The organism is Methylobacterium sp. Leaf111, from assembly GCF_001423285.1.
Taxonomy (GTDB): domain Bacteria; phylum Pseudomonadota; class Alphaproteobacteria; order Rhizobiales; family Beijerinckiaceae; genus Methylobacterium.
On sequence record NZ_LMNE01000001.1, the window covers coordinates 161541 to 186639 of the forward strand.

24 protein-coding genes are annotated in these 25099 nt (G+C 72.3%); 13 read left to right on the plus strand and 11 right to left on the minus strand.

From position 1 onward, the window contains the following. Positions 1-22: 22 nt before the first annotated feature. The gene (ubiG, locus tag ASF41_RS00610; RefSeq protein ID WP_056269735.1) at positions 23-805 is read right to left on the minus strand and encodes a bifunctional 2-polyprenyl-6-hydroxyphenol methylase/3-demethylubiquinol 3-O-methyltransferase UbiG; all 783 of its coding nucleotides are present in this window, start codon (positions 803-805) and stop codon (positions 23-25) included. A gap of 221 nt (positions 806-1026) precedes the next feature. On the opposite strand from ubiG, the gene ASF41_RS00615 reads away from it, so the two are divergent. The 5 genes from ASF41_RS00615 (at position 1027) to ASF41_RS00635 (ending at position 8446) form a co-directional block, all read left to right on the plus strand. Next, complete coding sequence (locus ASF41_RS00615; RefSeq protein ID WP_056489975.1) at positions 1027-2262, plus strand: aspartate kinase; 1236 nt, start codon at positions 1027-1029, stop codon at positions 2260-2262. A 66-nt stretch (positions 2263-2328) separates the two neighbouring features. Continuing rightward, positions 2329-4593, plus strand: a complete 2265-nt coding sequence (gene ptsP, locus ASF41_RS00620) for a phosphoenolpyruvate--protein phosphotransferase (RefSeq protein WP_056350418.1) — start codon at positions 2329-2331, stop codon at positions 4591-4593. A gap of 99 nt (positions 4594-4692) precedes the next feature. Further along, positions 4693-5778, plus strand: a complete 1086-nt coding sequence (gene prfA / locus ASF41_RS00625; protein ID WP_056217096.1) for a peptide chain release factor 1 — start codon at positions 4693-4695, stop codon at positions 5776-5778. Between the two features lie 23 nt (positions 5779-5801). Further along, positions 5802-6668 (plus strand): peptide chain release factor N(5)-glutamine methyltransferase, encoded by an 867-nt coding sequence (prmC, locus tag ASF41_RS00630; RefSeq protein WP_056491176.1) that lies wholly within the window; start codon positions 5802-5804, stop codon positions 6666-6668. Positions 6669-7141: 473 nt separating this feature from the next. Next, positions 7142-8446: a DUF4167 domain-containing protein gene (locus ASF41_RS00635; protein WP_056489978.1), complete on the plus strand. Its 1305-nt coding sequence runs from the start codon at positions 7142-7144 to the stop codon at positions 8444-8446. Positions 8447-8506: 60 nt separating this feature from the next. Here the strand turns inward: ASF41_RS00635 and ASF41_RS00640 are convergent, their stop codons facing one another. Both ASF41_RS00640 and ASF41_RS00645 read right to left on the minus strand, forming a co-directional pair. Then, positions 8507-9244, minus strand: coding sequence for a hypothetical protein (locus ASF41_RS00640; protein WP_056489981.1), 738 nt, complete (start codon positions 9242-9244; stop codon positions 8507-8509). A 13-nt stretch (positions 9245-9257) separates the two neighbouring features. Further along, on the minus strand, positions 9258-10226 hold the full coding sequence (locus ASF41_RS00645) for a DUF2336 domain-containing protein (protein ID WP_056489984.1): 969 nt from the start codon (positions 10224-10226) through the stop codon (positions 9258-9260). Positions 10227-10400: 174 nt separating this feature from the next. Between ASF41_RS00645 and ASF41_RS23430 the strand changes: the two genes are divergently transcribed. The 4 genes from ASF41_RS23430 to ASF41_RS00660 all read left to right on the plus strand — a co-directional run bounded on the left by ASF41_RS23430 (position 10401) and on the right by ASF41_RS00660 (position 12470). Beyond that, on the plus strand, positions 10401-10565 hold the full coding sequence (locus ASF41_RS23430; protein WP_082503991.1) for a YqaE/Pmp3 family membrane protein: 165 nt from the start codon (positions 10401-10403) through the stop codon (positions 10563-10565). 76 nt (positions 10566-10641) lie between these two features. Continuing rightward, positions 10642-11247, plus strand: coding sequence for a sulfite oxidase-like oxidoreductase (locus ASF41_RS00650; RefSeq protein ID WP_056489989.1), 606 nt, complete (start codon positions 10642-10644; stop codon positions 11245-11247). Then, entirely contained in the window at positions 11240-11962 is a 723-nt protein-coding gene (locus tag ASF41_RS00655; protein ID WP_056490002.1) for an FAD-binding oxidoreductase, read from the plus strand. Before ASF41_RS00650 ends, ASF41_RS00655 begins: the two co-directional genes overlap by 8 nt. Positions 11963-12044: 82 nt before the next feature. Further along, on the plus strand, positions 12045-12470 hold the full coding sequence (locus ASF41_RS00660; RefSeq protein WP_056490005.1) for a GFA family protein: 426 nt from the start codon (positions 12045-12047) through the stop codon (positions 12468-12470). Positions 12471-12710: 240 nt separating this feature from the next. On the opposite strand, the gene ASF41_RS00665 is transcribed toward ASF41_RS00660, so the two are convergent. After that, the gene (locus tag ASF41_RS00665; RefSeq protein ID WP_056490008.1) at positions 12711-13799 is read right to left on the minus strand and encodes an NAD(P)/FAD-dependent oxidoreductase; all 1089 of its coding nucleotides are present in this window, start codon (positions 13797-13799) and stop codon (positions 12711-12713) included. A 248-nt stretch (positions 13800-14047) separates the two neighbouring features. Here ASF41_RS00665 and ASF41_RS00670 point away from each other — a divergent pair, with 248 nt between their 5' ends. Next, positions 14048-15763: a DEAD/DEAH box helicase gene (locus ASF41_RS00670; RefSeq protein ID WP_056491179.1), complete on the plus strand. Its 1716-nt coding sequence runs from the start codon at positions 14048-14050 to the stop codon at positions 15761-15763. A 169-nt stretch (positions 15764-15932) separates the two neighbouring features. Here the strand turns inward: ASF41_RS00670 and ASF41_RS00675 are convergent, their stop codons facing one another. Next, positions 15933-16904, minus strand: coding sequence for a hypothetical protein (locus tag ASF41_RS00675; protein WP_162242099.1), 972 nt, complete (start codon positions 16902-16904; stop codon positions 15933-15935). 218 nt (positions 16905-17122) lie between these two features. Beyond that, positions 17123-18067, minus strand: a complete 945-nt coding sequence (locus tag ASF41_RS00680) for a DUF6925 family protein (protein ID WP_056490013.1) — start codon at positions 18065-18067, stop codon at positions 17123-17125. A gap of 49 nt (positions 18068-18116) precedes the next feature. Between ASF41_RS00680 and ASF41_RS00685 the strand changes: the two genes are divergently transcribed. Both ASF41_RS00685 and ASF41_RS00690 read left to right on the plus strand, forming a co-directional pair. Further along, the gene (locus tag ASF41_RS00685) at positions 18117-19601 is read left to right on the plus strand and encodes an ATP-binding protein (protein WP_056350439.1); all 1485 of its coding nucleotides are present in this window, start codon (positions 18117-18119) and stop codon (positions 19599-19601) included. After that, positions 19598-20257 carry a response regulator transcription factor gene (locus ASF41_RS00690; protein WP_056350441.1) on the plus strand — a complete coding sequence of 220 codons (660 nt, stop codon included), beginning with the start codon at positions 19598-19600 and terminating at the stop codon, positions 20255-20257. Before ASF41_RS00685 ends, ASF41_RS00690 begins: the two co-directional genes overlap by 4 nt. 12 nt (positions 20258-20269) lie before the next feature. On the opposite strand, the gene ASF41_RS00695 is transcribed toward ASF41_RS00690, so the two are convergent. From ASF41_RS00695 to tsaD, 5 genes are read right to left on the minus strand one after another with little or no spacing between them, the layout of a single operon-like run. Further along, positions 20270-20686, minus strand: coding sequence for an EVE domain-containing protein (locus ASF41_RS00695; protein ID WP_056490017.1), 417 nt, complete (start codon positions 20684-20686; stop codon positions 20270-20272). A gap of 48 nt (positions 20687-20734) precedes the next feature. Further along, a complete protein-coding gene (locus ASF41_RS00700) occupies positions 20735-21199 on the minus strand; it encodes an opioid growth factor receptor-related protein (RefSeq protein ID WP_056490020.1) in 465 nt (154 codons plus the stop codon). Beyond that, positions 21196-22185, minus strand: a complete 990-nt coding sequence (locus ASF41_RS00705) for an NAD(P)H-dependent glycerol-3-phosphate dehydrogenase (RefSeq protein ID WP_056490023.1) — start codon at positions 22183-22185, stop codon at positions 21196-21198. The genes ASF41_RS00700 and ASF41_RS00705 overlap by 4 nt, the downstream gene beginning before the upstream one ends. Beyond that, positions 22182-23060 carry a GNAT family N-acetyltransferase gene (locus ASF41_RS00710; RefSeq protein WP_056490026.1) on the minus strand — a complete coding sequence of 293 codons (879 nt, stop codon included), beginning with the start codon at positions 23058-23060 and terminating at the stop codon, positions 22182-22184. The genes ASF41_RS00705 and ASF41_RS00710 overlap by 4 nt, the downstream gene beginning before the upstream one ends. After that, on the minus strand, positions 23053-24096 hold the full coding sequence (tsaD, locus tag ASF41_RS00715; protein WP_056269787.1) for a tRNA (adenosine(37)-N6)-threonylcarbamoyltransferase complex transferase subunit TsaD: 1044 nt from the start codon (positions 24094-24096) through the stop codon (positions 23053-23055). Before tsaD ends, ASF41_RS00710 begins: the two co-directional genes overlap by 8 nt. A 161-nt stretch (positions 24097-24257) precedes the next feature. On the opposite strand from tsaD, the gene ASF41_RS00720 reads away from it, so the two are divergent. Continuing rightward, positions 24258-24983 carry a uroporphyrinogen-III synthase gene (locus ASF41_RS00720; RefSeq protein ID WP_056490029.1) on the plus strand — a complete coding sequence of 242 codons (726 nt, stop codon included), beginning with the start codon at positions 24258-24260 and terminating at the stop codon, positions 24981-24983. Positions 24984-25099 lie beyond the last annotated feature (116 nt).

The following is a 25099-nucleotide window of genomic DNA, read 5'->3' on the forward strand; positions in this document are numbered from 1 at the left end:
AACCGCGTGCGCGCCCGAAGGTTCAGGCCGAATGCCCACCTGCGGCCGGGGGCCCGGATGCGCCGGGGCGCTGCGCCGTGATCATGTAGTTGACGGCCGTGTCGCGGCTCGCCCGCCACGAGCCGTCCAGGGGATTGAGCACCACCCCGGTCGTGTCGGTGACGATGAGGCCGCCGGCCTCGACGGCGCGGGCGAGCTCGTCGGGCCGCACGAACTTCTCCCAGTCATGGGTGCCCCTGGGCAACCAGCCGAGGACGTACTCGGCCCCGACGATCGCCAGTGCGAAGGAGCGCAGGGTCCGGTTGAGGGTGGCGGCGAACAGGAGGCCGCCGGGCTTCACCGCCCGGGCCGCCTGCGCCACGAAGGCCGGCATGTCCACCACATGCTCCACCACCTCCATGGCGAGCACGATGTCGAAGCGCTCGCCCCCGGCCACCACATCCTCGATGGTGCGGGCGCGGTAATCCACCGGCACGCCCTCGGCATCGGCATGGGCCTGCGCCACCTTGACGTTGGTCGGCGCCGGATCGAGTCCGGTGACCCGGGCGCCGAGGCGCGCCAGGGGCTCGGACAGGACGCCGCCGCCGCAGCCGATATCCACCAGGGTCAGCCCCTCCAGGGCGAAGGGCGCGTTGCGGTCCCGTCCGAAATGCCGGCAGGCCGTGTCGCGGATATAGGCGAGGCGGACGGGGTTGAAGCGGTGGAGCACCCGCATCGGTCCGGCCTCGTCCCACCAGGTCGCCGCGATGGCTTCGAAGCGGGCGACCTCGTCGCGGTCGATGGAGGCGCCTGTGGGTCCGGTCATCGTCTCGGCATGTCTCGTGCGAGGTGGGCGCGTCCCATTGTTGACACGCCCGGGCGGCCCTTGTACCCGCCGAAGCCCTGTCCGGTACAGCAGCCAAGCGACGCGGCAGGCCGTGCGGGTTCCGGGAAATCCGTCCCGCGGCCCGCCGAATCCCGAGGTCACGCTCGATCCCCGGCTCAAGCGATGCGTCGCGGGCGCGACAGGCTCCGTCTGGTGAGAACATGCCCCGTCTGGTGATGAAGTTCGGCGGTACGTCCGTCGCCAATGTCGAGCGCATCCGCAACGTGGCGGCCCACGTGGCGCGCGAGGTCGCCGCCGGCTACGACGTGGCCGTCGTGGTCTCGGCCATGTCCGGCAAGACCAACGAACTCGTCGCCTGGGTCAAGGACGCGAACCCGATCTACGACGAGGCCGAGTACGACGCGGTGGTCGCCTCCGGCGAGCTCGTCACCGCCGGGCTGCTCGCCATCGCCCTGCAGAAGAACGGCATCAAGGCCCGTTCCTGGCAGGGCTGGCAGATCCCGATCCTGACCTCGGACGCCCACGGCTCCGCCCGGATCGAGGGCATCGACGGCGCCCGCCTCGATGCCGGTTTCCGGCGCGGGGAGGTCGCGGTCATCGCCGGCTTCCAGGGCATGCACGAGGCCAGCGGCCGGGTGACCACCCTGGGCCGCGGCGGCTCCGACACCAGCGCGGTGGCCATCGCCGCCGCCATCGGCGCCGAGCGCTGCGACATCTACACCGACGTCGACGGCGTCTACACCACCGATCCGCGCGTGGTGCAGAAGGCCCAGCGCATGGAGCGCGTGACCTTCGAGGAAATGCTGGAGATGGCGTCGCTGGGCGCCAAGGTCCTGCAGGTCCGCTCGGTCGAGCTCGCCATGGTCCATCGCGTGCCCACCACGGTGCGCTCCAGCTTCGATTCGCCGGACAACGCCCGGCCCGGCACCCTCATCTGCGACGAGGACGACATCGTGGAACAGCAGATCATCACCGGGATCGCCTTCTCCCGGGACGAGGCGCAGATCACGCTTCGTCGCGTGAAGGACAGCCCCGGCATCGCCGCCGCGATCTTCGGACCGCTGGCCGATGCCAACATCAACGTCGACATGATCATCCAGACCGTGTCGGGCGACCAATCGACCACCGACATGACCTTCACGGTCCCGTCGGCCGATTACGATCGGGCGCGCAAGATCCTCGACGCGCAGAGCGGCGCGATCGAATTCGCGCAGATCGAGGGTGCCACCGACGTGGTGAAGGTCTCGGCCATCGGCGTCGGCATGCGCAGCCACGCGGGCGTCGCCGCCAAGGCGTTCCGGGCCCTGGCGCAGAAGGGGATCAACATCCGGGCCATCACCACCTCGGAGATCAAGTTCTCCGTGCTGATCGATGCCGCCTACACGGAGCTTGCCGTTCGCACGCTCCACTCGCTATACGGCCTCGACCAGGCCTGAAGACCCGGGGCGCGCGAACGCCTGCGCGCCAACCGGACACGAGGCCGAAGCCGGATCGAGGAGACCATGCCCGCTGCGCCCGGAGGCCCGCGCCTGCTTCTGCGCCGCCTCCGCGAAGCGATGGCGGAGCCGGTCAGTCCACAGGCTCGTCTCGACCGCATCGTCACGCTGATCGCCGCCAACGTGATCGCGGAGGTGTGCTCGGTCTATGTGCTCAGCGATGACAACATTCTCGAACTGTTTGCAACCGAGGGTTTGAACCGCGAGGCGGTCCACCTGACCCGGCTGCGGGCCGACGAGGGCCTCGTCGGCCTCATCGCCAAGACCGCCGAGCCGCTGTCGCTCTCCGACGCCCAGTCCCACCCGGCCTTCTCCTATCGGCCGGAGACGGGCGAGGAGGCCTATCACGCCTTCCTGGGCGTGCCGCTCCTGCGCGCCGGCAACACCCTCGGCGTCCTCGTCGTCCAGAACAAGACCTACCGGGTCTATTCCGAGGAGGAGATCGAGGCGCTCCAGACCACCGCGATGGTGCTCTCGGAGATGATCGCCTCGGGCGAGCTGCAGGCGCTGGCGCCGGGGGCCGGCTCGGCCGCGCGCCGCCCGGTGAGCCAGCGCGGCGTGGCCCTCGCCGACGGCATCGGACTCGGACACGTGGTGCTGCACGAGCCGCGTATCGTCATCAAGCAGCTCATCGCCGAGAACGTCGAGCGCGAGGTCGAGCGCCTGGAACAGGCCATCGGCGAGGTGCGCTCGGCCATCGACGACCTCGTCGAACGCGGCGACAGCATCGGCACCGGCGAATCCCGCGAGGTGCTGGAGACGGTGCGCATGTTCGCGCACGACAAGGGCTGGCTGCGCCGGATGCGCGAGGCCGTGCATTCGGGCCTCACCGCCGAGGCCGCCGTCGAGCGCGTCCAGTCGGACAACCGCGCCCGGATGATGCGCCAGAGCGACCCGTACCTGCGCGACCGCCTGCACGACCTCGACGACCTGGCGAACCGCCTGCTGCGCACGCTGATCGGCGCCGAGGGCAACGGCGCGCAGCGCGTCCTGCCCGAGAACGCGATCCTGGTGGCGCGCTCGATGGGTCCGGCCGCCCTCCTCGACTACGACCGCACGGCGCTCCGGGGCGTCGTGCTGGAGGAAGGCGGGCCGACGAGCCACATCGCCATCGTGGCCCGGGCGCTGGGCATCCCGGCGGTGGGCGAGATCGCCAACGCCACCGCCCTCTGCGATGCCGGGGACGCGATCATCGTCGACGGCGCCACCGGCGAGATCCAGGTCCGGCCCGGTCCGGAGATCGAGGCGGCCTATGCCGAGATGGTGCGCCTGCGCGCCCGCCGGCAGGAGCAGTACCGGGCGCTCCGCGACGTGCCGGCCGTCACCCTCGACGGGACGACGATCGGCCTGCAGCTGAACGCCGGCCTCCTCATCGACCTGACCCACCTGCACGAGACGGGCGCGGACGGCATCGGCCTCTTCCGCACCGAGCTGCAGTTCATGGTGGCCCAGCGCATGCCCTCGGCCGCCGAGCAGCAGGCGCTCTACGAGGCCGTCTTCGCGGCCACCGGCGACCTGCCCGTCACGATCCGCACCCTCGACATCGGCGGCGACAAGATCCTGCCCTACATGCCGGCCCTCGAGGAGGAGAACCCGGCCCTGGGCTGGCGGGCGATCCGGATCGGCCTCGACCGGCCGGCCCTGCTGCGGGTGCAGCTCCGCGCCCTTCTCAAGGCCTCCGGCGGCCGACCCCTGAAGATCATGTTCCCGATGGTGGCGACGGTGGACGAGTTCACCCGCGCCAAGGCCATCGTCGAGCGCGAGAAGGCGCATCTGCGCCGGCACGGCCATGCCCTGCCGAGCGACTGCAAGCTCGGCGTGATGGTGGAGGTCCCCTCCCTCCTGTTCCAGATCGACGAGATCGCCAGGGCCGCCGACTTCCTGTCGGTGGGCTCCAACGACCTGATGCAGTTCCTGTTCGCCGTCGACCGCGAGAACCGCCGGGTCGCGGACCGCTTCGACACCCTGAGCGTCCCGGCCCTGCGCGCCTTCCGCGTCATCGCCGAGCGCGCCGCCGCCGCCGGCTGCCCCGTCACCGTCTGCGGCGAGATCGGCGGGCGTCCCCTCGAGGCCATGGCGCTGATCGGCCTCGGATTCCGGGCCCTCTCGATGTCGCCGGCCGCCATCGGCCCCGTGAAGGCCATGGTGCTGGGCCTCGACGTCAAGGCGGTGGCGGCGCTGCTCGACACCGAACTGACCCGCGCCGGAGACGGCGCCACCCTCCGCCCCGCCCTCGCGGCCTTCGCGAAGGCGCAGGGTGTGCCCATCTAGCGTCGGCGTGCCTATCTCCATGGGTCGTGCCGCGGCCCCGTCGTCGACCCGGCTTCCGGCCCGACGAGCCCTTGTTCAGATGAGAGTTTTCCACGGGCGATGACCCCCATTCCTGCAGAGCGTCTCGACGCGATCCTGACGCGCCACGACATCGTCACCGCCACGCTGAGCGCCGGCTCGGCGGATTCCGACACCTTCGTGCAGCTGTCGCGCGAACTGTCGGAGCTGGAGGGCGTCGTCGCCGCCATCCACGCCTATCGCGCGGCGGCGCAGAACCTCGCCGACATCGAGGCGCTGATCGACGAGCCTGGTAGCGATTCCGAGATGCGGGCGCTCGCGGCCGACGAGAAGCCGGAGGCCGAGGCCGGGCTGGAGGCGGCGCACCGGGCGCTTCAGCTCATCCTGCTGCCGAAGGATTCCGCCGACGAGAAGAGCGCCATCCTGGAAATCCGCGCCGGCACCGGCGGCGACGAGGCGGCCCTGTTCGCGGGCGACCTCTTCCGCATGTACGGCCGGTACGCCGACGCCAAGGGCTGGAAGGTCGAGGTGATCTCCGAGAGCGAGGGCACCGTCGGGGGCTATCGCGAGGTGATCGCCGAGGTGAAGGGCAAGGGCGTGTTCGCGCGCCTCAAGTTCGAGAGCGGCGCCCACCGGGTGCAGCGCGTGCCGGATACCGAGACCCAGGGGCGCATCCACACCTCCGCCGCCACCGTGGCGGTGCTGCCCGAGGCCGAGGAGGTCGACATCGTCATCAACGATGCGGACCTGAAGATCGACACCATGCGCTCGCAGGGCGCCGGCGGACAGCACGTCAACAAGACGGAATCAGCCATCCGCATCACCCACATGCCGAGCGGCATCGTGATCTTCGTCCAGGAGGAGCGCTCGCAGCACAAGAACCGCGCCCGGGCGATGTCGCTGCTGCGCTCCAAGCTCTACGACGCCGAGCGCACCGCCAAGGACGCGGCCCGGGCCGCCGACCGCAAGTCGCAGGTCGGCTCCGGCGACCGCTCGGAGCGCATCCGCACCTACAACTTCCCCCAGGCCCGCGTCACCGACCACCGCATCAACCTGACCCTGTACAAGCTCGAGGAGGTCCTGGCCGGCGTGGCGCTGGACGAGCTCGTGGACGCCCTCGTCACCGAGCACCAGGCGGAGCTGCTGGCCGCCGAGGGCATGGCCTGAGCCCCGTGGACGAGCCGGAGCCGATGCGCCTCGACCCGGGGCTCAGCCGCACCGACGCCCTGCGGCGCATGAGCGAGGCGCTCGCCGCCCACGGCCTGCCGGCGCGCGACGCCCGCTTCCTCCTGCTCGACCTCCTCGGGCTCAGCGCGACCGACCTGATCCTGCGGGGGCACCGGCCCCTCGGCCCGGAGGGGGCCGCGACGCTCGAAGGGGCCGTCGCGCGACGCGTCGCCGGCGAGCCTGTGGCCCGGATCGTCGGCGCCTGGGAATTCTGGGGCCTGCCCTTCGGGCTGGCACCCGAGACCCTCGTGCCGCGGGCGGACACCGAGACCCTGGTGGAGGCCGCCCTCGCCCTGTATCCCGACCGCGGGCGCCCGCTGCGGGTGCTCGACCTCGGCACCGGCTCCGGCTGCATCCTCGTGGCGCTGCTGAGCGAGTTGCCGAACGCCACCGGCATCGGCCTCGACCGCTCCCACGCGGCCCTCGTCCAGGCCCGCGCGAATGCGGTGCGGAACGGCGTCGGAACCCGGGCGGCCTTCGTCTGCGCGGACTGGACCGCGGGTCTCGGCGGGGCCTTCGACCTCATCGTGTCGAACCCGCCCTACATCGCCCGCGACACGATCCGTGGGCTCGACATCGAAGTCAGGGGTCACGACCCGATGGCGGCCCTCGACGGCGGCCCGGATGGACTCGGGGCCTATCGGAGCATCGTGGAGGCCCTCAGCGTCGGGCCGGTCCGCCTCGCCCCCGGCGGCGCGCTCGCCTTCGAGGTGGGTTACGATCAGGCCGAGGCCGTCGGGATGCTCGGGACGCAGGCCGGGCTCGCCCCCGCCGTGCGTCATCACGATCTCGCCGGGCACGCCCGCGTCGTCCGCTTCGGACCGGTCTGAGCGGACGTCGACCCGAAAATCCTGCGGGAAACGCGAAAAAACTGCGCCCGTTGGATGTATCGAGGCAGAAAACGCTTGTTGCCCCCTCGGCGAGCCGCTAATGTCCAAGGCAGATCGCGAACGATCCATTAAGATGGGTCGTGGTAAGACGGGTGGCGGCTTTGGTCCGCGACGCTCTTAGACGGTCCCCCCACGATCAGGCTGGCGCGCGCGGGCAGAGGCGCAGGAGCTTGGTCAACTTCGTGCCTGAAAACCGAAGGACGCCTGGACGCTCAGAGCGCGCCTTGGTCAACGGACAGAGACGGCAAGCACGGCGAAATCGATCACGGACACACCGGACCCGGATCACGCGGCGCCAGCGACGAGCCTGAGGACAGGCCGCGTCATGGCCGCCTGGAACCCGCCGCATCATCAGACGCTCCGAGACGAACGAGGGTCAATCGAGACCGATGAGACCAAACCAGAATAGACGGATGCGCGGTCGCAACCGCCCCAAAGGTCCCAATCCGCTTACGCGTTCCTACGAGTCCAACGGACCGGACGTCAAGATTCGCGGCACCGCCCAACACATCGCCGACAAGTATGCCCAGCTCGCGCGCGATGCGCAGGCCAGCGGCGACCCGGTGGCGGCAGAGAACTACTTCCAGCACGGCGAGCATTATTTCCGGATCATCTCCGGCGCCCAGGAACAGACCCGTCAGCAGGTCGGCGGTTACGCCCGCGGCTTCGACGACGAGGGCGACGAGGGGGACGACGAGGGCCAGGGCGCCCCGCAGGGCTACGCGGCCTCGAGCTACGGCGCGAATGCCTACAACGAGGATTACGGCGACCCGAGCCAGCAGCCTCAGCCGACGGCGTACGAGCCCCGGCAGGACGCACGCCCGGAGTCCCGCCCCGAGAACGCCCGCTCGGACTACAACCGGCAGGATTCGAACCGGCAAGATTCGAACAGGCAGGATTCGAACAGGCAGGATTCGGGTTCGGACGGCAACCGTCAGAACCGCCGTGACCGCTTCGCCAATCGCGGCGACCGTCCGCAGCGCTTCGACAATCAGCGCGACGGCAACCGGCCCGACTACAACAACCGTCGCGACGACTTCAGTCGCCCGGACGGCAACCGGCAAGACAACAGCCGACAAGACAGCAACCGGCAGGATTACACGCGACAGGATTCGAACCGGCAGGACTCGAACCGACAAGACGGCAACCGCCAGGATTTCCGGGCGGACCAGAATCGCCAGGAAAGCCCTCGCCAGGAAAGCCCTCGCCAGGAAAGCCCTCGCCAGGAGAGTTCTCGTCAGGAGAGCCCTCGCCAGGACTACAATCGTCAGGATCAGCCGCGACAGGATTTCCGTCCCGCCCCGGCCCGCTCCGACGCGCCCCGTTACGAGAACGGGCGCACGGAGAGTCCGGTGAACGAGGCCCCGCGCGGTGAGTTCGGTAGCCAGGATTCCGGACGACAGGAATCTGGTCGCCAGGACGCGCCCCGGGCCGCCCGCGCGAACGAGGCGCCGCCCCGGCGCAGCCGACGCCGCGACGAGCGGGATGCCGCCGGTCCGGCCGAGGACGTGGCCGCCCTGCCCGCCTTCCTGATGACGCCGCCGCGTCCGGTTCCCGTCGCCGAGCCGGCGGGGCAGCACGACGCTCCCGAGGACTCGACCTCGGCGGCACAGGATGACGGTGCACCGGCCCCCAAGCCCCGCCGCCGCCGCCGCGCCCGGTTCGAGGGTTCGGACGGTGTCGTCGGCGCCGACGATCCGACACCGGTCACCGAGTAAGCGCGGTCCCACCGCGCGAACCGACTGGAAGCCGCCCCATCGGGCGGCTTCTTCGCTTTTCTAGGGGCCGCGCCAGTCGAGGGAGGCCTCGACCCGATGGATCAGCCGACGGTGGCGCGTCGCCTCGCCGAAGGGCGCGAGGTCCCAGGTCCAGCGCCGGTCGGGCGTCCCCAGGCGCACCCCGTGCAGCAGGTCGAGCCGCTCGGTCACGCGTCCGGTCCGGTCCTCCTCGATCTGTTCCACGTCCGTGACCAGGCAGACCCGGGCCCGCAAACCCGCGAGGCCGTCGAGATGGGCCCGGACGATCCGGTTTCCGAGATCCGGCGGCACGAAGCCGGGCCGGTCCAGGGGCAGGATCGGCAACTGCGACAGGAGATTGGCCGAGACCACGAAGTCGACGTCCGCACCGCCGCACAGGGCGGCCAAAGGATCGGGCCGATCGGTTCGGAGGGCGAGGTCCGCGGTGACAAGCCGGACGTTGGGATGAGCCCGCGCCCGAAGGCGGGCCGGCCAGAGATGCACGGCATCCACAAGGTCGACGCGCGCGAAGCGCGCCGCGAGGTCCGCAAGCGGGACATCCTGGAGGAGGCCCGAGCCGAGCACCACGGCGACGCGCCGCTGCGGAAGCCCGTCGCAGGCATCCAGGATCGCGGCCCGCGCCGCGGCGAGATGGGGGGCCCAGGCGCTGCGGCAGCGGCGCCCCCGGGACATCAGCAGGACGCTCTCGCGCAGGTGGCCCCTCCGGCGATGGGCGAAGGGCACCGGCGTGACGAGGAGGTGGAGGAGCTCGACGAGCACTTGGGCCCCCGGATCAGCGGCCCGGGCCCGACGGATCCCGCGCGTCCGGCGCGCCGCCCGCCTGCGCCGAGAGGCGGACCACGCGCTGCGCCGTGGTCACCGACAGGGCCTGAAACGCGCTCTGGATCCCGGTCCAGGCCTCGGGCGGCCGCACCGGGCCGGATTTCGTCCGCAGGAACAGCTTCAGGGTTCCGAACCCGAGGCGGATCGAGCGCAGGAGAAACAGCAGGGGATCGTGGTCCACCGCATCGTAGGCGCGCCGGGCGAAGGCGGGCGACACCGCGGCGAGGCGCGCGACCTCGGCCAAAGCCGTGTCGAGGTCGCCGGCCCGGACCAGATCGTCGATGCGCCGTTCATCCGCATCCGTCGCGCGCGGAAGGGTCTGGCTCCCCCGCAGGCCGGCCGCCAACGCCGCAGGCTGTCCCCGCGGCGCGGCGCGGGTCACCAGCATGGCCCGCAGGACGGCGTCGCCACGGGCCCGTTCCCCGAGCGTGGTGTAGGCCGCGCCGGAGAATTGCGCGCCGGCATTGCCCGCGACCACGTGCACCGTCTGCCGGTCGCCGCGGGCCACCAAGACGTCGGTGACCCGCTCGCCGAGCGTCGGCCGCTGCGCAACGGCCCGCAGGTGCTCCTGCCCCCGCGATTCGGAGACGGTGACGAGGTCGGCCTCGTCGAGGCGCGGCGAGCGCTGAAGGACGGGCCGGGCCACCGCGATATCCGGATCGAAGGCCAGGTCGCGCACCACGGCACGCGGTGCGTTGCGCACATCCGCCAAGCCGTCCGCCAGGAGGACGCGGGCGGCCCCATCGACCGCGCGGGCCAGGGGCAGCATCGCCGCGTCGAACACCTCCACCTGCGCCTCGCGCAGCCCGGCGGCCCGCTCCGTGAAGAGCATCGACAGCCGTTGCAGCACCCGTCCGCGCTGGAGCAGGCCGCCGGAGCGGACCACCTGCTCGATATCGCGCATGAGGGTTTCGATCATACGCGGAATTCCTGCGCGGTCCGTCCTTCGGCAATGTCCAGACCATCCTGGGGACGCAGAGATTAAGAAACTGAAATTCCCGTCGGCCCGGCGGGGGAACCTGGCCGCGACGATCCCGTTGCGGTTGGGCGGTTGCGATCGCATTCCCGCGCGCGCCGCCTACCCGGAGTGACCGTGTCGAACCTCATCCGCATCATCCTCGCGATCTTCCTGCCGCCGATCGCGGTCCTCATGACCACGGGCATCGGCCTGCAGTTCCTTCTCAACATCCTTCTGACGCTGATGGGCGTGCTGCCGGGCACCATTCACGCCCTGTGGCTGGTGCTGCGCGATCGCTGAGGGAATGCTAGCCTGCCGCGCGGGCTGATCGTCGAGCCACGGTCGCCGCGAACGGTCCGACGAGCGCGAGGGGAGCATGAGCACACGAGGTTTCACGGGGCGCAAGCCGCCCGAGGCGACCCGCGAGCGTCTGCCCCCCGGCCAGTACCTCACGGAGGACTTCCCCGTGCTCCAGATCGGCCCCAACCCGCGCATCGACCTCGCGACCTGGTCGTTCACCCTGCGCGAGGGGTCGCGGCCCCTGAAGAGCTGGAGCTGGGACGCCTTCAACGCCCTGCCCCGCACCCGCTGGGGCGGCGACATTCATTGCGTGACGAAGTGGTCGAAGTTCGACACCGCCTGGGAGGGCGTGCGCTTCGACGACCTCCTGGCCGATGCCGGCATCGCGGCGCCGAGCGCCTTCCTGCTCGCCGAAGGCTACGACGACTACACCACCAACGTGCCCGTCGCCGACCTGACGGGCGGCAAGGGCATGGTGGCGACCCACTACGACGGCGCGCCGATCCCGGTGGACCATGGGGGCCCGGCCCGGCTCCTGGTGCCGCACCTGTATTTCTGGAAGAGCGCCAAGTGGGTGAATGGCCTGCGCTTCACCCAGCGGGACGAGGGCGGTTTCTGGGAGCTGCGCGGCTACCACATGTACGGCGATCCCTGGCGCGAACAGCGCTTCACTGGTGATTGATCCCGCCCCGGGCCCCCTCCCCTGGCAGACCGCGATCCTCACGGCCATCCGGCCGGTGACGCGGCGGGTGAAGAGCTACCGCTTCCGGGTCGCCTTCGATCGGCCTATGCTGGCCGGGCAGCACGTCGACGTGCGCCTCACCGCCCCGGACGGCTACCAGGCTCAGCGCAGCTACTCGATCGCCTCGCCACCGGACGGCGACGGCACCATCGAACTGCTGATCGAGGGCCTGCCGGACGGCGAGGTCTCGGGCTTCTTCGACGCGGTGGCGGCGGTCAGCGACACGATCGAGCTGCGCGGCCCGATCGGCGGTTCCTTCGTCTGGCGCCCGGAGGATGGCGGGCCCCTTCTCCTGGCGGGCGGCGGGTCGGGCGTGGTGCCCCTCCTGTCGATGCTGCGCCACCGCGCGGCGAAGGCGCCGGCGGTACCCGCCCTCCTCATCTATTCCGTGCGCGACGCCGGCGAGATCCTCGCCGCCGAGGAGCTTGCGGTGCGCGCCCGCGACGAACCGCACTTCCAGCTGATGCTCAACCTGACCCGCGCCGGCGGCCGCCGGGTCGACGCGGCGATGATCGCGGAGGCGCTGGACCGGCTCGGACCGCCGCGCCATGCCTATCTCTGCGGCGGCAATCCCTTCGTCGGGGCGGTGGCGGACCTCCTCCTCGACGCCGGGGTGGACCCCGCCCGCGTCCGGACCGAGCGCTTCGGCGGCTGAGTTGCCATCGCGGGGCGCGGGCCGACCCGGTCCCGCCACGGATCACGGACCTGGAAGGTCTCGGCAGACGGAGGAAGACGCCATGTCAGCGCAGCTCGATCAGCGCGAGGGGCAGTGTCACTGCGGCGGCGTCCGGTTCCGTGCGACGCTGAGCGAGGGTCTCGACACGGTCCGGCGCTGCACCTGCTCGTATTGCCGGATGCGGGGGGCGGTCGTCGTCTCGGCCGAGACCGGCGGCGTCGAGATCCTGCAGGGCGCGGACCTGCTGACCCGCTATCGCTTCAACACCAGCGTGGCGCAGCACTTCTTCTGTTCGCGCTGCGGGATCTACACGCACCACCAGCGCCGCTCGAATCCCGACCAGTACGGCGTCAACGTCGCCTGCCTCGACGGGCTCAGTCCCTTCGACTTCGCCGAGGTCCCGGTGGTCGATGGCGTCAACCACCCGAACGACACCGGCGGATCGAGCCGGCTGGCCGGCATGCTGCGCTTCGTCCCCGCGCGCTAGTCGCCCCTCCCCGCCGCAAGGAATCCGGCCGCGGCCGCGTCCCGACGGTCGCGGCCGGACGCATGCCCCAGGCCCCGAGGCATGGTGCCGGTGGTCAGGGCGCGCGGGCGGGCGCGTGGAAGCGGGCGACGATCGCAGAGGGGCAAGGCCACAGCGTCGAGCAAATCGACTGCCGTCGCGGCGACGGGGCTGGCGCGGGCGGCCCGCTCGGCAGCGTCGCAGGCTCGTGCGCCGTTTCGCTCAGCCCCCGACGAGCCGATCCGCGACCTCCTCGGCCAGGGACAGGCTCGAGGTCAGGCCCGGGCTCTCGATGCCGAAGAGGTGGACCAGGCCGGGGAGCCCGTGCTCGGCCGGGCCGTCGATCCGGAAATCGGCGGCGGACTCGCCCGGTCCCGTCAGTTTCGGGCGGATGCCGGCATAGTCCGGGGTCAGCACCCCGTCGGGCAGGCCGGGCCAGTAGCGCCGGATCGCCCGGGCGAAAGCATCGGCCCGGGCGGGATCGACCCGGTAGTCCAGGCTCTCCACCCACTCGACATCGGGGCCGAAACGCATGCGGCCGGCGAGATCGAGGGTCAGGTGAATCCCGAGACCGCCTTCGACGGGCGCCGGATAGATCAGCCGCGAGAAGGCCGGCCGGCCGGTACAGCCGAAATAGCTGCCCTTCGCCAGGACCTGGCGCGGGATGCGCGCGGCGGGATAGGCCTCGACCGCGCCGGCGACCCCCTGGGCCCCGAGGCCGGCGGCGTTGACCACCGCCTCGAACGGCAGGGCCTCGCCGTTGACGGTGACGCTCCAGCCCGTGCGCGTCCGGGCGATCCGCGTCACCCGGCTGTCGAAGGCGATGGCGCCTCCGGCATCCTCCAGGTCGCCCTGGAGCGCCAGCATCAGCCCGTGGCTGTCGACGATCCCGGTGCCGGGCGCGTGCAGCGCCGCCACGCAGGCGAGGTTCGGCTCCAGGGCCCGGGCCTCGGCCCCGTCGAGGAGCGCCAGATCCGGAACCCCGTTGGCGTCGCCGCGCGCCTTGAGCGCCGCGACGGCGTCGCGCTCGGAGTCCGCGGTGGCCACGATGAGCTTGCCGCAGCGCCGGGTGGCAACGCCGTGGCTGTCGCAGAAGGCCGCGAGCATGGCCGCGCCGGCGACGCAGTGACGGGCCCGCAGGGAGCCCGCCGGATAGTACATTCCGCCATGGATCACCTCGGAATTGCGTGCCGAGATGCCCGTGCCGATCGCCCCCTCGGCCTCGGCCACGATGACGGCATGGCCCCGGCGCGCGAGGGCACGGGCCACGGCGAGTCCAACGATTCCGGCACCGACGACGAGGATATCCATGACGGGCCGGAGATGAGCACGAGAGGCACGGGGAACACAACACGAGGCGCGTCCGCTGCGGGTCCGGGCGCCCAGGGGTGGAGGGGCATGCATCCGCGGTCATGGCGCTGCGCCGCAGTTCCGGCTACAAGAGACGCCATCCGTAACCGTTCGAGGCCGGAATCACGTCGGTTTGGAGAGGATCGCGTCCGTCGCGACGGCTCCCCGGCGGGTTCTCCGCCTGCTTGCCCGCTAAGGCTTCCGTCACCGTGCCCTTCCCCACCCTGCCGGCCCCGCTCGCCCGAGCGCTGACCGCGCGCGACTACGAAGACCCGACGCCCGTCCAGAGCGCCGTCATCGAGGCGGCCGCGCAAGGCCGTGACCTCCTCGTCTCGGCCCAGACCGGCTCGGGCAAGACCGTCGCGTACGGCCTGGCCTTCGCCGAGACCCTGCTCGGCGACGCCGAGCGCTTCGGCCCCGCCGGCGCGCCCCTCGCCCTCGTCATCGCCCCGACGCGCGAGCTCGCGCTGCAGGTCGAGCGCGAATTGTCCTGGCTCTATGCGGAGACCGGCGCTCGCGTCATCTCCTGCGTCGGCGGCATGGACCCGCGCCGCGAGAGCCGCCAGCTCAACGACGGCGCCCACATCGTCGTCGGCACTCCGGGTCGCCTGCGTGACCACCTGGAGCGCCGCAACCTCGCGACGCAGGATCTGCGCGCCGTCGTCCTCGACGAGGCCGACGAGATGCTCGACCTGGGTTTTCGCGATGACCTGGAATTCATCCTCTCGGTGACCCCGAAGGAGCGACGCACGCTGCTCTTCTCCGCGACCCTTCCGAAGGCGATCGCGACCCTGGCCGAGCGCTACCAGAACGACGCCCTGCGCATCGCCGTGAAGGGCCAGGAGCGCGGCCACGCGGACATCACCTACAAGGCTATCCGCGTGGTGCCGCGCGAGCTGGAACACGTGGTGGTCAACACCCTGCGCTTCATGGATGCGCCGACGGCGATCATCTTCTGCAACACCCGCAACGCGGTGCGCCATCTCCAGGCGGTGCTCACCGAGCGCGGCTTCTCGGCCGTGGCGCTCTCGGGCGAACTCGGCCAGGGTGAGCGCAACGCCGCCCTCCAGGCGCTGCGCGACGGCCGGGCCAAGGTCTGCGTCGCCACCGACGTCGCCGCGCGCGGCATCGACCTGCCCACCGTCAGCCTCGTCATCCACGCCGACCTGCCGCACGATGCCGAGGTGCTGCAGCACCGCTCCGGCCGCACCGGCCGCGCCGGGCGCAAGGGCACCAGCCTCTTGCTGATCCCGGCCTCGAAGCGGCGCCGGGCCGAGCAGATGCTCATGATCGCCAAGGTCTCGTTCGAGTGGGCCGGCCCGCCCACCGCCGACGAGATCCGTCGCCTCGACGGCGAGCGCATGTGGCAGGATCCAATCTTCACCGAGGAGCCGGCCGAGGAAGACGTGGCCATGGCCGAGACCCTGATGGCGCAGCGCACGCCCCAGGAACTCGCCGCGGCCCTGGCGCGGATCTACCGCTCCCGCCTGCCCGCCCCCGAGGACGTCACCGATCCGGGCGCCGGCCCCGAGCGCAAGTCGCGCCCGGTCTACGATCCCGCCGACGCGGAGCGCATCGACGCCCAGGGCCCGGCCGTGTGGTTCCGGCTCAATCTCGGCCGGCGCGACAACGCCGATCCGCGCCGCCTGCTGCCGATGCTGACCCGGCGCGGCAATATCGGCCGCCAGGAGATCGGCGCGATCCGCATCTTCGATCGCGAGACGAAGTTCGAGGTCCGGGGCGGCGCCGCCTCGCGCTTCGCCCAGACCTTCGCCAAGAACGGCTCGCCCGAGATCCAGGTTGAACCGATCCTCGACGAGGAGCCGGCCCGCGAGGAGAAGGGACCCAAGGGCTTGAAGAGCCCGCGGGGCGCGCGCCACGAGCGCGAGATCGCCAAGAAGCCCCGCGCCAGCCGGGCGCGCTGACCGGACGGGGGCGCCCGAAACCGGGCGCTCCACCTCGACGAAGGGCGCCCGAAGCCGGGCGCTCCGATCCGACGAAGGGCGCCCGAAGCCGGGCGCTCCGATCCGACGAAGGGCGCCCGAAGCCGGGCGCTCCGGTCCGACGAAGGGCGCCCGAAGCCGGGCGCTTGCGCTAGAAGTGATCGGGCAGGTTCTTCACCGCATTGCCGAGGGCCTCGACGCTCTCGGCGATCTTGCGGCCGGCCGGGGCGAGCGACGGCACCTTCACGCCCAGGAATTCCGTCTGCTCCGGCTCGGGCTCCGCCTGCGCGACCGGGGGCGCCGACGCAGTCTCCGGCGCGCCACTCGGTGCCTTGGCAACGAGAGGCTTGGCAACAACGGGCTTGCCGACCGAAGACTTGACGCTCGAAGACTTGACGACCGAAGGCTTGGTCTCCGTCGCCTTGGCGACCGGGCTGTGCTTCGGCGCTTCCGGCGTCAGGGCCGTGAAGGTGCCGTTCGTCGCCCGCGACCGGGTCGTCTCGTTGGGCAGCGGCGCGATCAGGGTGGCGGTGCGCGTCACCGGGACCAGCGAGGCCGGACGCGCCGGCGGCAGCACCGCGGCGCTCTCGATCGGCGGCAGGCGCGCCGGCTTCGCGGCGACGGGCACCGCCGCCGGCTTCTCGACCGGAATCGCCTCGGGCGCCCGTACCGCGGGCGGCCGCGCTTCGGCGACCGTCACGCCGATGGGCTTCGCGTCCACGGTCCTGATTTCCAGGGGCCTCACTTCGGCGACCCGCGCCGCGGGCGGGGCGACCGCGGCCAGCGGACGCTCGGCCGTCGGAGCCGCGGACGGCTGATCCGGCGCGGCCGCGACGGACTTTGGCCTCGCCGGCGCGAGGGCCGGGACGCCATCGCGCAGGTCCGGCCATTCGGAGGCGTTGTGTCCGAGACTGGCGGGCGTCGCGGACGCCGTGGCGAGAGTCGGCCGGGTGAATTGCGGCCCCGCGAGGTTGCCGAGGGTCGCGAAGGCGAAGGCAGTGAAGCCGGCAAGGCCCAGGATGCCAGCGCCGGAGAGGAGCACCACCCGGAGTTTCACCCGGGACGGGCGGGGCGCCGGCGCGACGGGGCGCCGGGTCTCGGAGGGATCGATCGTTACGGACATCAGGGTCTCAGACATCTCGCACGCTTCAAGAGGTTCGGATTGACCGTTGCCGGTCGATCACGCGGCGCTGGTCGGGCACGACCGGCGCGGCGAGGCCCGAGGGGCGACGCCTGCGTGTAACGAAAGAGGCGCCGCAATGGGGCATGAAGATGTCCTTAACCCAATCCTTGAACAGGCTCGGATCAGACGCGTCACGAATCTGAATAGATCCAACAGGTTTAACGCGAGGTGTCTGGGCAGGACTTGGTCCCGTCCTGATTCGCCGCCGCCGCAGCCTGGACGTGAAAGAGGCGCGAGACGGCGCGCGTCGCACGATTCGCCGTCATGGGCGCGAAGGGCTCGCCCGCGACCAGGCGCGCCTTGAGGCGGACCCGCTCCGGGTCGCCCCAGCGGGTCAGCATCGCCTGGAAGGCGGCATGCGTCCGATGATCGAAGGGGCGGGGCCGGCCCTGCCCGTCCCGGCAGGGATGCGGCGGCGTGAACTGGGCGACGGGCACCAGCCCGGTGGGAATCGGGGCGGTGGCGGCGTGGGTGCGGCCCAGGGCCAGGATCCTCGGGTCGAGGAAGGCCCGCGGCCCGCCCGACTGCGGGTCCGCGCCGGCATAGACCTCGATCCGGCCGAGGGGCGTGGTGACGATCACATCCGCGGCGGCCATCAGGCTCGAAACCGCCTCGGGATCGTGTGCGGCGGTCCGTCCGGCCAGGGCGGCGAGGCGCGCGAGCGCGTCCGGGTCGGCGGAACGCAGAAACAGGCGGCCCTGCGGCAGGTCGAGGCCGAGGTCGAACCACTTATCCCCAAGATTCCGCGGTCGCAGGGCCCCGTCGTCGCGTCCGGCGGCGCGGATCGGCCCCGCCCCCGTCCGGGGGCAGAGCGCCATCGGCAGACACAGGGCGATGGCGTGGCTCCAGCCGCCGGTGAAGGCGGTCTCGTAGGCCACGGGAATCGCCTCCGCCGGCGCGAGGGCGATCCCGCCGAACGGGGTGATCCAGCCGAGGCGGCCGTCCGCCGGAGCGGCGACGACCTGATCGCCGCGGCGCCCGACGCCGGCGAGCGCGCCGAATCCCCCCATCGTCCAGGTGGTCTCGGGATCCGCCAGGGCTCCGGCCACGAGGCCCGAAACCGAATCGGGACGCTGCCATTCGGCGTCGGGTTCGCTACACACGGGGCGACGACCGCGCACGCTTTCCCCGACGGCCGCCACCCGAGTCGCCATGCCTCACGACGCCGCCTCCGCAGCCCGATCCCGATGGGGCCTGCCCCACCGCAACGGCGCCCCGCCCGCGGCGTCGGCGGAGGCGGGCCGCCGGTCGCTCTGGGCGTCGTGGCCGACGCGGACCCGGATGATCGTGCTGGTCCTCGCCATCGATGTCCTGGCCGCCCTGGTCTCGTGCGCGGTCATCGTCGTCAACGCCCGCTCCGCCGTCGAGGTCGAGATGCAGGCCGCGATGACGAATGTCGAGCTTCTGGTGTCCGATACCATCGACCTCGCCCAGGCGGGGCCGCCCGCCGGCATCCTCCAGACCCTGAACCTGCGCATCCACGATTTGCGCCACGTCCGCGTCACGGTGCTGGACGACGCCGGCAAGGTCGTCACCGGCGGCCTCGGCCGGGTCCGGCACGACCCGCACGCGGCGCCGGCCTGGTTCGCGGCCCTGATCGCCCCGGCGATCCGCGAGCACGACCTGCCGATCGTGGCGCAGGGCCGGCGCATCGGCACCGCCCGCATCACCACTCAGCCGCACGACGAGATCGACGAGGTCTGGGTCTATGCCCTGTCGCTCTCGCTTGCCAGCCTCTGCCTCAGCCTGGGGCTGCTCGGCGCCCTCACGGTGGCGTTCGGCCGCGTCCTGGCGCCGCTGACGGACCTCGCCGAGGGGCTGATCCAGCTGGAGCAGCAGGATTACACCGTCCGGCTCGAACCGCCGGCCTCGCGCGAACTCGCCGCCATCGCCACCCGGTTCAACCGGGTGGCCCAGGCCCTGGCGGAGACGCGGGCCGCCAACGGGCGGCTCAACCGCCAGCTCCTGTCGGCACAGGACGACGAGCGGCGCCGCACGGCCCTGGAGCTGCACGACGAGTTCGGCCCCTGCCTCTTCGCCCTGGAAGCGACCGCCGCCTCGGTGGTCCGCATGGCCGAGGCCGAGGCGCCGCCGGACCGGGCGCGCCTGAAGCAGCGCGCCCAGGACATTGCCAGCATCGTCGGCCAGGTCCAGACCCGGAACCGCGACCTCCTCAACCGGCTGCGGCCGCACGCCCTCGGGCAGGTGCCCCTGCCGGAATGCCTCGATCTGCTGCTGCGCGATTTCCGGCGCCGTCACACCGGGACGCGCTTCGCCGGGAGCTTCGAGGGCTTGGCCCGCGGCTACGGCGACGTGACCGACCTGACTGTCTTCCGCTGCATGCAGGAGAGCATGACCAACGCGGTGCGGCACGGCGGGGCGCGGAACGTCACCGTCCAGGTGCGAGACGAGGCCACCACCGCCGGGCGGGTCCTGCGCCTCGCCATCCGCGACGACGGCACCGGCATTCCGACCGGTCACAGCCTCGGACTCGGTCTTTCGGGGATGCGGGAGCGCGTGGAAGCCCTCGGGGGCACGTTCATGCTTGACAACGATCAGCCCGGCGCGGTTGTCCGGATCATGATTCCGCTCGATGATGAGCGGGACGTCGACACGAGTCCGATTCCCAGCGCATGAACGCGATCGCCACCACCACCGAGGCGCCGACCCTCGTCATCGACGATCACCCGATCGTACTCCAGGGCTGCCGGCGGGTGCTCGAGGATGCGGGGATCGAGCGGATCGTCGAGGCCACCAGCGTGGTCGCGGCCTATCGCAGCTTCCTGCGCCTGCGTCCCGGGACGGTGATCTGCGACCTGACCTTTCAGGGCAGCGGCCTCGCCGGGCTCGAACTGATCCGGCGGATGCGCGACGCCAACCGGGCGGTGCGCATCCTCGTCTTCAGCATGCACAACGATCCGGTCATCGTCGCGCGGGCCCTGGAGGCCGGAGCCCTCGGCTACGTACTCAAGGACCACGCCTCCGGCGAGCTGTTCGAGGCCTTCGAGCGGGTCCGGTCCGGCCGCCCCTACCTCGATCCGCGCCTGGCCACCGAGGTCGCGATGCTCCGCACCGACCCGAAGCGCACGCCCGAGACCCAGCTGACGCCGCGCGAACTGCAGATCCTGCAGCGCCTGGCGCAGGGCAAGTCCTACGGTGCCATCGCGAGCGACCTGTCGGTGAGCTACAAGACCATCACCAACGCCTGCTCGATGATGCGCCAGAAGCTCGGCCTGCGCACCCTCGCGGAGCTGATCCACCTGGCGGTGACGCAGGCGCAGCGCCAGGGCTGAGCGGACGGCGGCTCAGCCGAGGCCGCCCATCGCGCGCACCACCGCCCACTCGGCCTCCGTCACGGGCTGGACCGAGAGGCGGGAATTGTTGGCGAGCACCATGGCGGCGAGGCGCGGCTCGGCCTTGATCGCCTCCAGGGTCACGGGGCGGGGCAGCGCTTCGACGGCGCGCAGATCGACCATGCCGAAGCGGCCGGTCGCGTCGGAATCATCCGGGTAGTAGGGTCGGATCACCTCGACGATGCCCACCACCGCCTTGCCCTCGTTGGAGTGGTAGAAGAATCCGCGCTCGCCCACCTCCATCGCCATGAGATGCTTCTTGGCGACGTGGTTGCGCACGCCGTTCCAGTACGTGCCGGCGCCGCCCGCGGCGACCTGCTGCTCCCAGGACCAGGTCGAGGGCTCGGACTTGTAGAGCCAGTAGGCCATGCGCTTCTCCAGAGACGCCGGCTCCATAGCACCGGCCAAGCGTGGCCGTCAGGCCCCCCGGAGCGCGGCCTCCCAGTAGCACAGGCTCGTGGCGTTGATCGGGGCGCCGGCCTTCGCGTTCCGGGCTGTGACGAAGGCGTGGAACTCGGTCGCCGCCTCGGGCCCCAGGAGATCGGACAGGGCCGAGAGGATGCGGGTGATGCGCAGATGGTTGTGGTCGTGCGGCCGCAGCCAGCCGTCGGTCTCGGCATAGAAGCGGGTCATCCGCCCGAGGGCGGCGCGCAGGCCCGACAGGGCGGCCGGATCGGCGCGGATCGCCTCGGCCTCGGCCCGGCTCAGCACCGGCGCACCCGGTACGGCGAGGCTCGCCTCGTGCAGGGGGAAGCACCATTGGATGAAGTCGTGCACGCCCTCGATATGGGCGTCGTCGAAGGCGAGGATCTCCCTCAGGCGCCGCCCGGCCCCGTCGTTGCCGGAGCCGGTCAGGAAGGCACGGATGGGGTGCTGGCTCACTCGGCTTCTCCCCGCAGCGGCCGCGCCAGCAGGGCGGCGATGACGCCGTCGACGCTGGCGCCGCCCGAGACAATGGCGGCCACCGCCTCGGCCACCGGCATCTCGATACCCCGGGCGCGGGCGAGGTCGACCAGGGCGGCAGCCGTGAAGGCGCCCTCCGCCAGCTTGCCGCCGGCGGCCGCCTCGGGCGAGGCCCCCGCGCCGAGGCGCTGGCCGAAGGCGAAGTTGCGCGATTGCGGCGAGGAGGCGGTGAGCACCAGGTCGCCGAGGCCCGACAGGCCCATCAGCGTCTCCGGCCGGCCGCCATAGGCGCGGGCGAAGCGCATGAGTTCGGCGAAGGCCCGGGCGATCAGCGCGGCCCGGGCGCTCTCGCCGAGACCGCGTCCGGCAACGATGCCCGATGCGATGGCGAGGACGTTCTTGCCGGCCCCGCCGATCTCGACGCCGCGCACGTCGTCGGTGTGATAGACCCGGAGCGTCGGCCCCGAGAGGGTGCCGGCCAGGCGCGCGGCGAGACCCGCATCCGCCGCCGCGAGCGTCACGGCGGTGGGCAGGTTGCGGGCGACGTCCGCGGCGAAGCTCGGGCCGGACAGGACCGCCACCGGGGCGGCGGCGCCCAGCTGCTCGGCCGCGACCTCGCTCATGAAGGCGTCGGTGCCGCGCTCGATCCCCTTGGCGCAGAGCACGATGGCGGCTTGCGGCGCGAAGGCGGCGCCCAGGTCGGCCAGAACCCCGCGCAGGGTCTGGGCCGGCGTCACCATCAGCACCGTCCCGGCCTCGGCGAGGTCGGAAGCTCCGGCGGTGACGGCGATGCGGGGGTGCAGGGGCACGCCGGGCAGGTAGCGGGCGTTCTCGCGGGTGTCCTGCAGGCGCGCCGCCGCCTCCGGGTCGCGCAGCCACAGGGTCACGTCGTGCCCGGCCGCGGCGGCCGCGTTGGCCAGCGCCGTGCCCCAGGCACCGCCGCCGACGACTCCGATCCGCTTCATGCGCTGGTCCCTCGCAATGTGACGTGGTCCGCCCGCAGACGATACAGGAGATGCGGCCGCAGCGGATGCCCCGGCGGCAGGGCCGGATGCGGGAAGCCGCCCTCCGGGCGCATACCGAGGCGCTCCATCACCCGGCGCGAGGGCGTGTTTCCCTCGGCCGTGAAGGCGACGACCTCGGAGAGGCCGCAGCGGCCGAACAGGTCGGCGAGGGCGAGGCGAGCCCCCCGCGTGGCGATCCCATGGCCCCAGGCCTCGCGCGCCAGGCGCCAGCCGATCTCGACGGTCTCGCCCGGCCGCTCGCCGCCCGGGAACGGCATGGGCCGCAGGAGACGCGCGCCGCCGATCATCCCCACGAACCCGCGTCCCTCCACCGTGACGGCCCAGGGGCCGAAGCCGTCCACGGCGAAGCGCCGGGCACAGGTCCGCGCCTCGGCCCGGCTCGCGGCCGCGTCCTTGGTGGCGGGGAAGTGGCGCATGACCTCCGGATCGGCGTTGAGGGCGGCAAAGCGCGCTTCGTCGCCCGCCTGCCAGGGCCGCAACAGGAGGTTTCCGTCGCGAAGGCCCTCGGGCGGCGCCACCGCGTCGGCCTCCCGCAGCTTGCCGCGCAGGGCCAACGAGCGCCGGTTCAGCGCGCGCAGGTCGGCCCGGCCGAAGAGGACCGCCTCGCCGAGTTCGGTGGCGGCCGCGAGCTGGCCGAGGGGCAGGTTCGCCCAGGCCGGGGCCGGCACGCTCTCGCGCCATGGGCCGCCGCAGGTGTTGTCGAGGAGGATGCGCGCGAAGCAATGGTCGCGGTGCACCGGCCAGTCCGGGCGGGCCGCCTCGGGCAGGCGTCGCTCGACGAGGTCGCGCCAGCGCAGCCGCGCGGCCTCAGGCAACCGCCTTCGGCTCCGCGAAGGGCCAGCGGGCGCGGGCCGGCGCGGTGAGGTCGTCCACGAGGCCGAGGCGCAGGCGCTCGATACCCGCCCAGGCGATCATCGCGCCGTTGTCGCCGCACAGGGCCAGGGGCGGCGCCACGAAGGCGAGGCCCGCCTCGCCGGCCTGGGTGGTGAGCGCCCGGCGGATCGCGCCGTTGGCCGCCACCCCGCCGGCCGCCACCAGGGCGGTGGGATGGCCGGCCACGGAGGCGAAGTCGCGCATCGCCACCCGCAGGCGGTCGACCACCACGTCGACCACCGCCGCCTGGAAGCCGGCGCAGAGGTCGGCGACGTCGACGGAGGAGAGCGGCGCCAGCTTCTCCGCCTCGATCCGCAGGGCGGTCTTCAGGCCGGACAGGGAGAAGTTGGCCTCACGCCGCCCCAGCATCGGCCGCGGCAGGGCGAAGCGCTCCGGATCGCCGGTCTCGGCCAGGCGCTCGACCTCGGGGCCGCCCGGATAGCCGAGGCCAAGGAGCTTGGCGACCTTGTCGAAGGCCTCGCCGATGGCGTCGTCGATGGTGGTGCCGAGGCGGACGTAATCGCCGACCCCCCGCACCGCCACGAGCTGGGTGTGCCCGCCGGAGGCGAGGAGCAGAAGGTAGGGGAACCCGATGCCGTCGGTGAGCCGCGCCGTCAGCGCATGCGCCTCCAGGTGGTTCACGGCGATCAGGGGCTTGCGCGCCACCAGCGCCAGGGTCTTGGCCGTGACGAGGCCGATGAGCACGCCGCCGATCAGGCCGGGCCCGGCCGCCACCGCGATGCCGTCGACCTGGGCCAGGGTCAGGCCGGCGCTGCCCAAAGCCCGGTCGATGAGCCGGTCGAGCACCTCCACATGGGCGCGGGCCGCGATCTCGGGAACGACACCGCCATAGGCCGCGTGCTCGGCGATCTGGCTCAGCACCTCGTTGGAGAGGATGCGCCCGCGCCCGTTCTCGCCGGGGGCGACTACGGAGGCGGCGGTCTCGTCGCAGGTCGTTTCGATGCCGAGGACGTTCATGGACGGCGGATCATCTCGAATGGGGCCTCGTCGGAGGGGTGCGGGGTGGCCCGGGGGATGCGCCGCACCCTATCGTCCGCCTCCTCCGGCGGCAACGACGGGTTGCCAGCGGCGGCGAGACCGGCATGGATGGGCGCGGGGTTCTGGGAGCGCGAAGCGGGATGCGGATCTGGGTGGCGCGGCCGGAACCGGGGGCGGCGCGGACGGGCGCGCGCCTCGCCGCCCTGGGACACCGGCCCCTCCTCGCCCCGGTCCTCACCGTCGCACCGACGGGATTCCGCCTGCCGGAGGAGACCTTCGCCGGGCTGATCCTCACGAGCGCCAACGCGGCGGCGGCGCTGACGCCGGCGGAGCGCGCGCGCCTCCGCGTGGTACCGACCTTCGCGGTGGGAGCCCGGACTGCCGCCCTCGCGCGGGAGCTGGGCTTCGCGGACGTCCGCGAGGCGGAGGGCGACGCGCGGGCCCTGGCCCGGCTGGTCCGGGCCTCCCTGCCCATGGGCGCGCACCTCGTCCACGCGGCGGGGGCCGAGCGCAAGGCCGAGCCCGCCGCCTCCCTGATCGCGGCCGGATACCGCCTCGCGGTATGCGAACTCTACGCCGCGCGGGGGGTGGCGCGGCTGCCCGATGCGGCGGCGGACGCCCTCGCAGGCCGGCGCCTCGACGGGGCGCTCCACTACTCCCGGCGCAGCGCGCAGGCGGCACACGATCTCGCCACGGTGGCCGGGCTCGGCGGAGCCTTCGGAGACCTGACGCATTACTGCTTGTCGGCGGATGTCGCCGCGCCCCTGGTCACCGCCGGGGTCGCGGTCCATTTCGTGCCCGACCGCCCCGGGGAGGACGCGCTCCTCGCGGGATTGCCGGCCCCCGGGCCAACAGGATTTCGATAAGGGCCTCGCTCCGGCGGCGGCCCTGGTGCTAGGACGAGCGCAAGAAGCTGCGCCGCCAGCCTCGACCCACCGGGCGCCGGATGCGCCGAACGGGTCGGGCGGCGGGAGACGGGAAG

Coding starts and splice junctions, on each gene's coding strand:
- ASF41_RS00695 (WP_056490017.1), bottom strand. CDS start 20,686: ATGGCCTACTGGCTCTACAAGTCCGAGCCCTCGACCTGGTCCTGGGAG.
- ASF41_RS00615 (WP_056489975.1), top strand. CDS start 1,027: ATGCCCCGTCTGGTGATGAAGTTCGGCGGTACGTCCGTCGCCAATGTC.
- ptsP (WP_056350418.1), top strand. CDS start 2,329: ATGCCCGCTGCGCCCGGAGGCCCGCGCCTGCTTCTGCGCCGCCTCCGC.
- ASF41_RS00665 (WP_056490008.1), bottom strand. CDS start 13,799: ATGGATATCCTCGTCGTCGGTGCCGGAATCGTTGGACTCGCCGTGGCC.
- ASF41_RS00690 (WP_056350441.1), top strand. CDS start 19,598: ATGAACGCGATCGCCACCACCACCGAGGCGCCGACCCTCGTCATCGAC.
- ASF41_RS00645 (WP_056489984.1), bottom strand. CDS start 10,226: ATGATCGAAACCCTCATGCGCGATATCGAGCAGGTGGTCCGCTCCGGC.
- prmC (WP_056491176.1), top strand. CDS start 5,802: ATGCGCCTCGACCCGGGGCTCAGCCGCACCGACGCCCTGCGGCGCATG.
- prfA (WP_056217096.1), top strand. CDS start 4,693: ATGACCCCCATTCCTGCAGAGCGTCTCGACGCGATCCTGACGCGCCAC.
- ASF41_RS00705 (WP_056490023.1), bottom strand. CDS start 22,185: ATGAAGCGGATCGGAGTCGTCGGCGGCGGTGCCTGGGGCACGGCGCTG.
- ASF41_RS00635 (WP_056489978.1), top strand. CDS start 7,142: ATGCGCGGTCGCAACCGCCCCAAAGGTCCCAATCCGCTTACGCGTTCC.
- ubiG (WP_056269735.1), bottom strand. CDS start 805: ATGACCGGACCCACAGGCGCCTCCATCGACCGCGACGAGGTCGCCCGC.
- ASF41_RS00660 (WP_056490005.1), top strand. CDS start 12,045: ATGTCAGCGCAGCTCGATCAGCGCGAGGGGCAGTGTCACTGCGGCGGC.
- ASF41_RS00650 (WP_056489989.1), top strand. CDS start 10,642: ATGAGCACACGAGGTTTCACGGGGCGCAAGCCGCCCGAGGCGACCCGC.
- ASF41_RS00720 (WP_056490029.1), top strand. CDS start 24,258: ATGCGGATCTGGGTGGCGCGGCCGGAACCGGGGGCGGCGCGGACGGGC.
- ASF41_RS00675 (WP_162242099.1), bottom strand. CDS start 16,904: ATGTCCGTAACGATCGATCCCTCCGAGACCCGGCGCCCCGTCGCGCCG.
- ASF41_RS00685 (WP_056350439.1), top strand. CDS start 18,117: ATGCCTCACGACGCCGCCTCCGCAGCCCGATCCCGATGGGGCCTGCCC.
- tsaD (WP_056269787.1), bottom strand. CDS start 24,096: ATGAACGTCCTCGGCATCGAAACGACCTGCGACGAGACCGCCGCCTCC.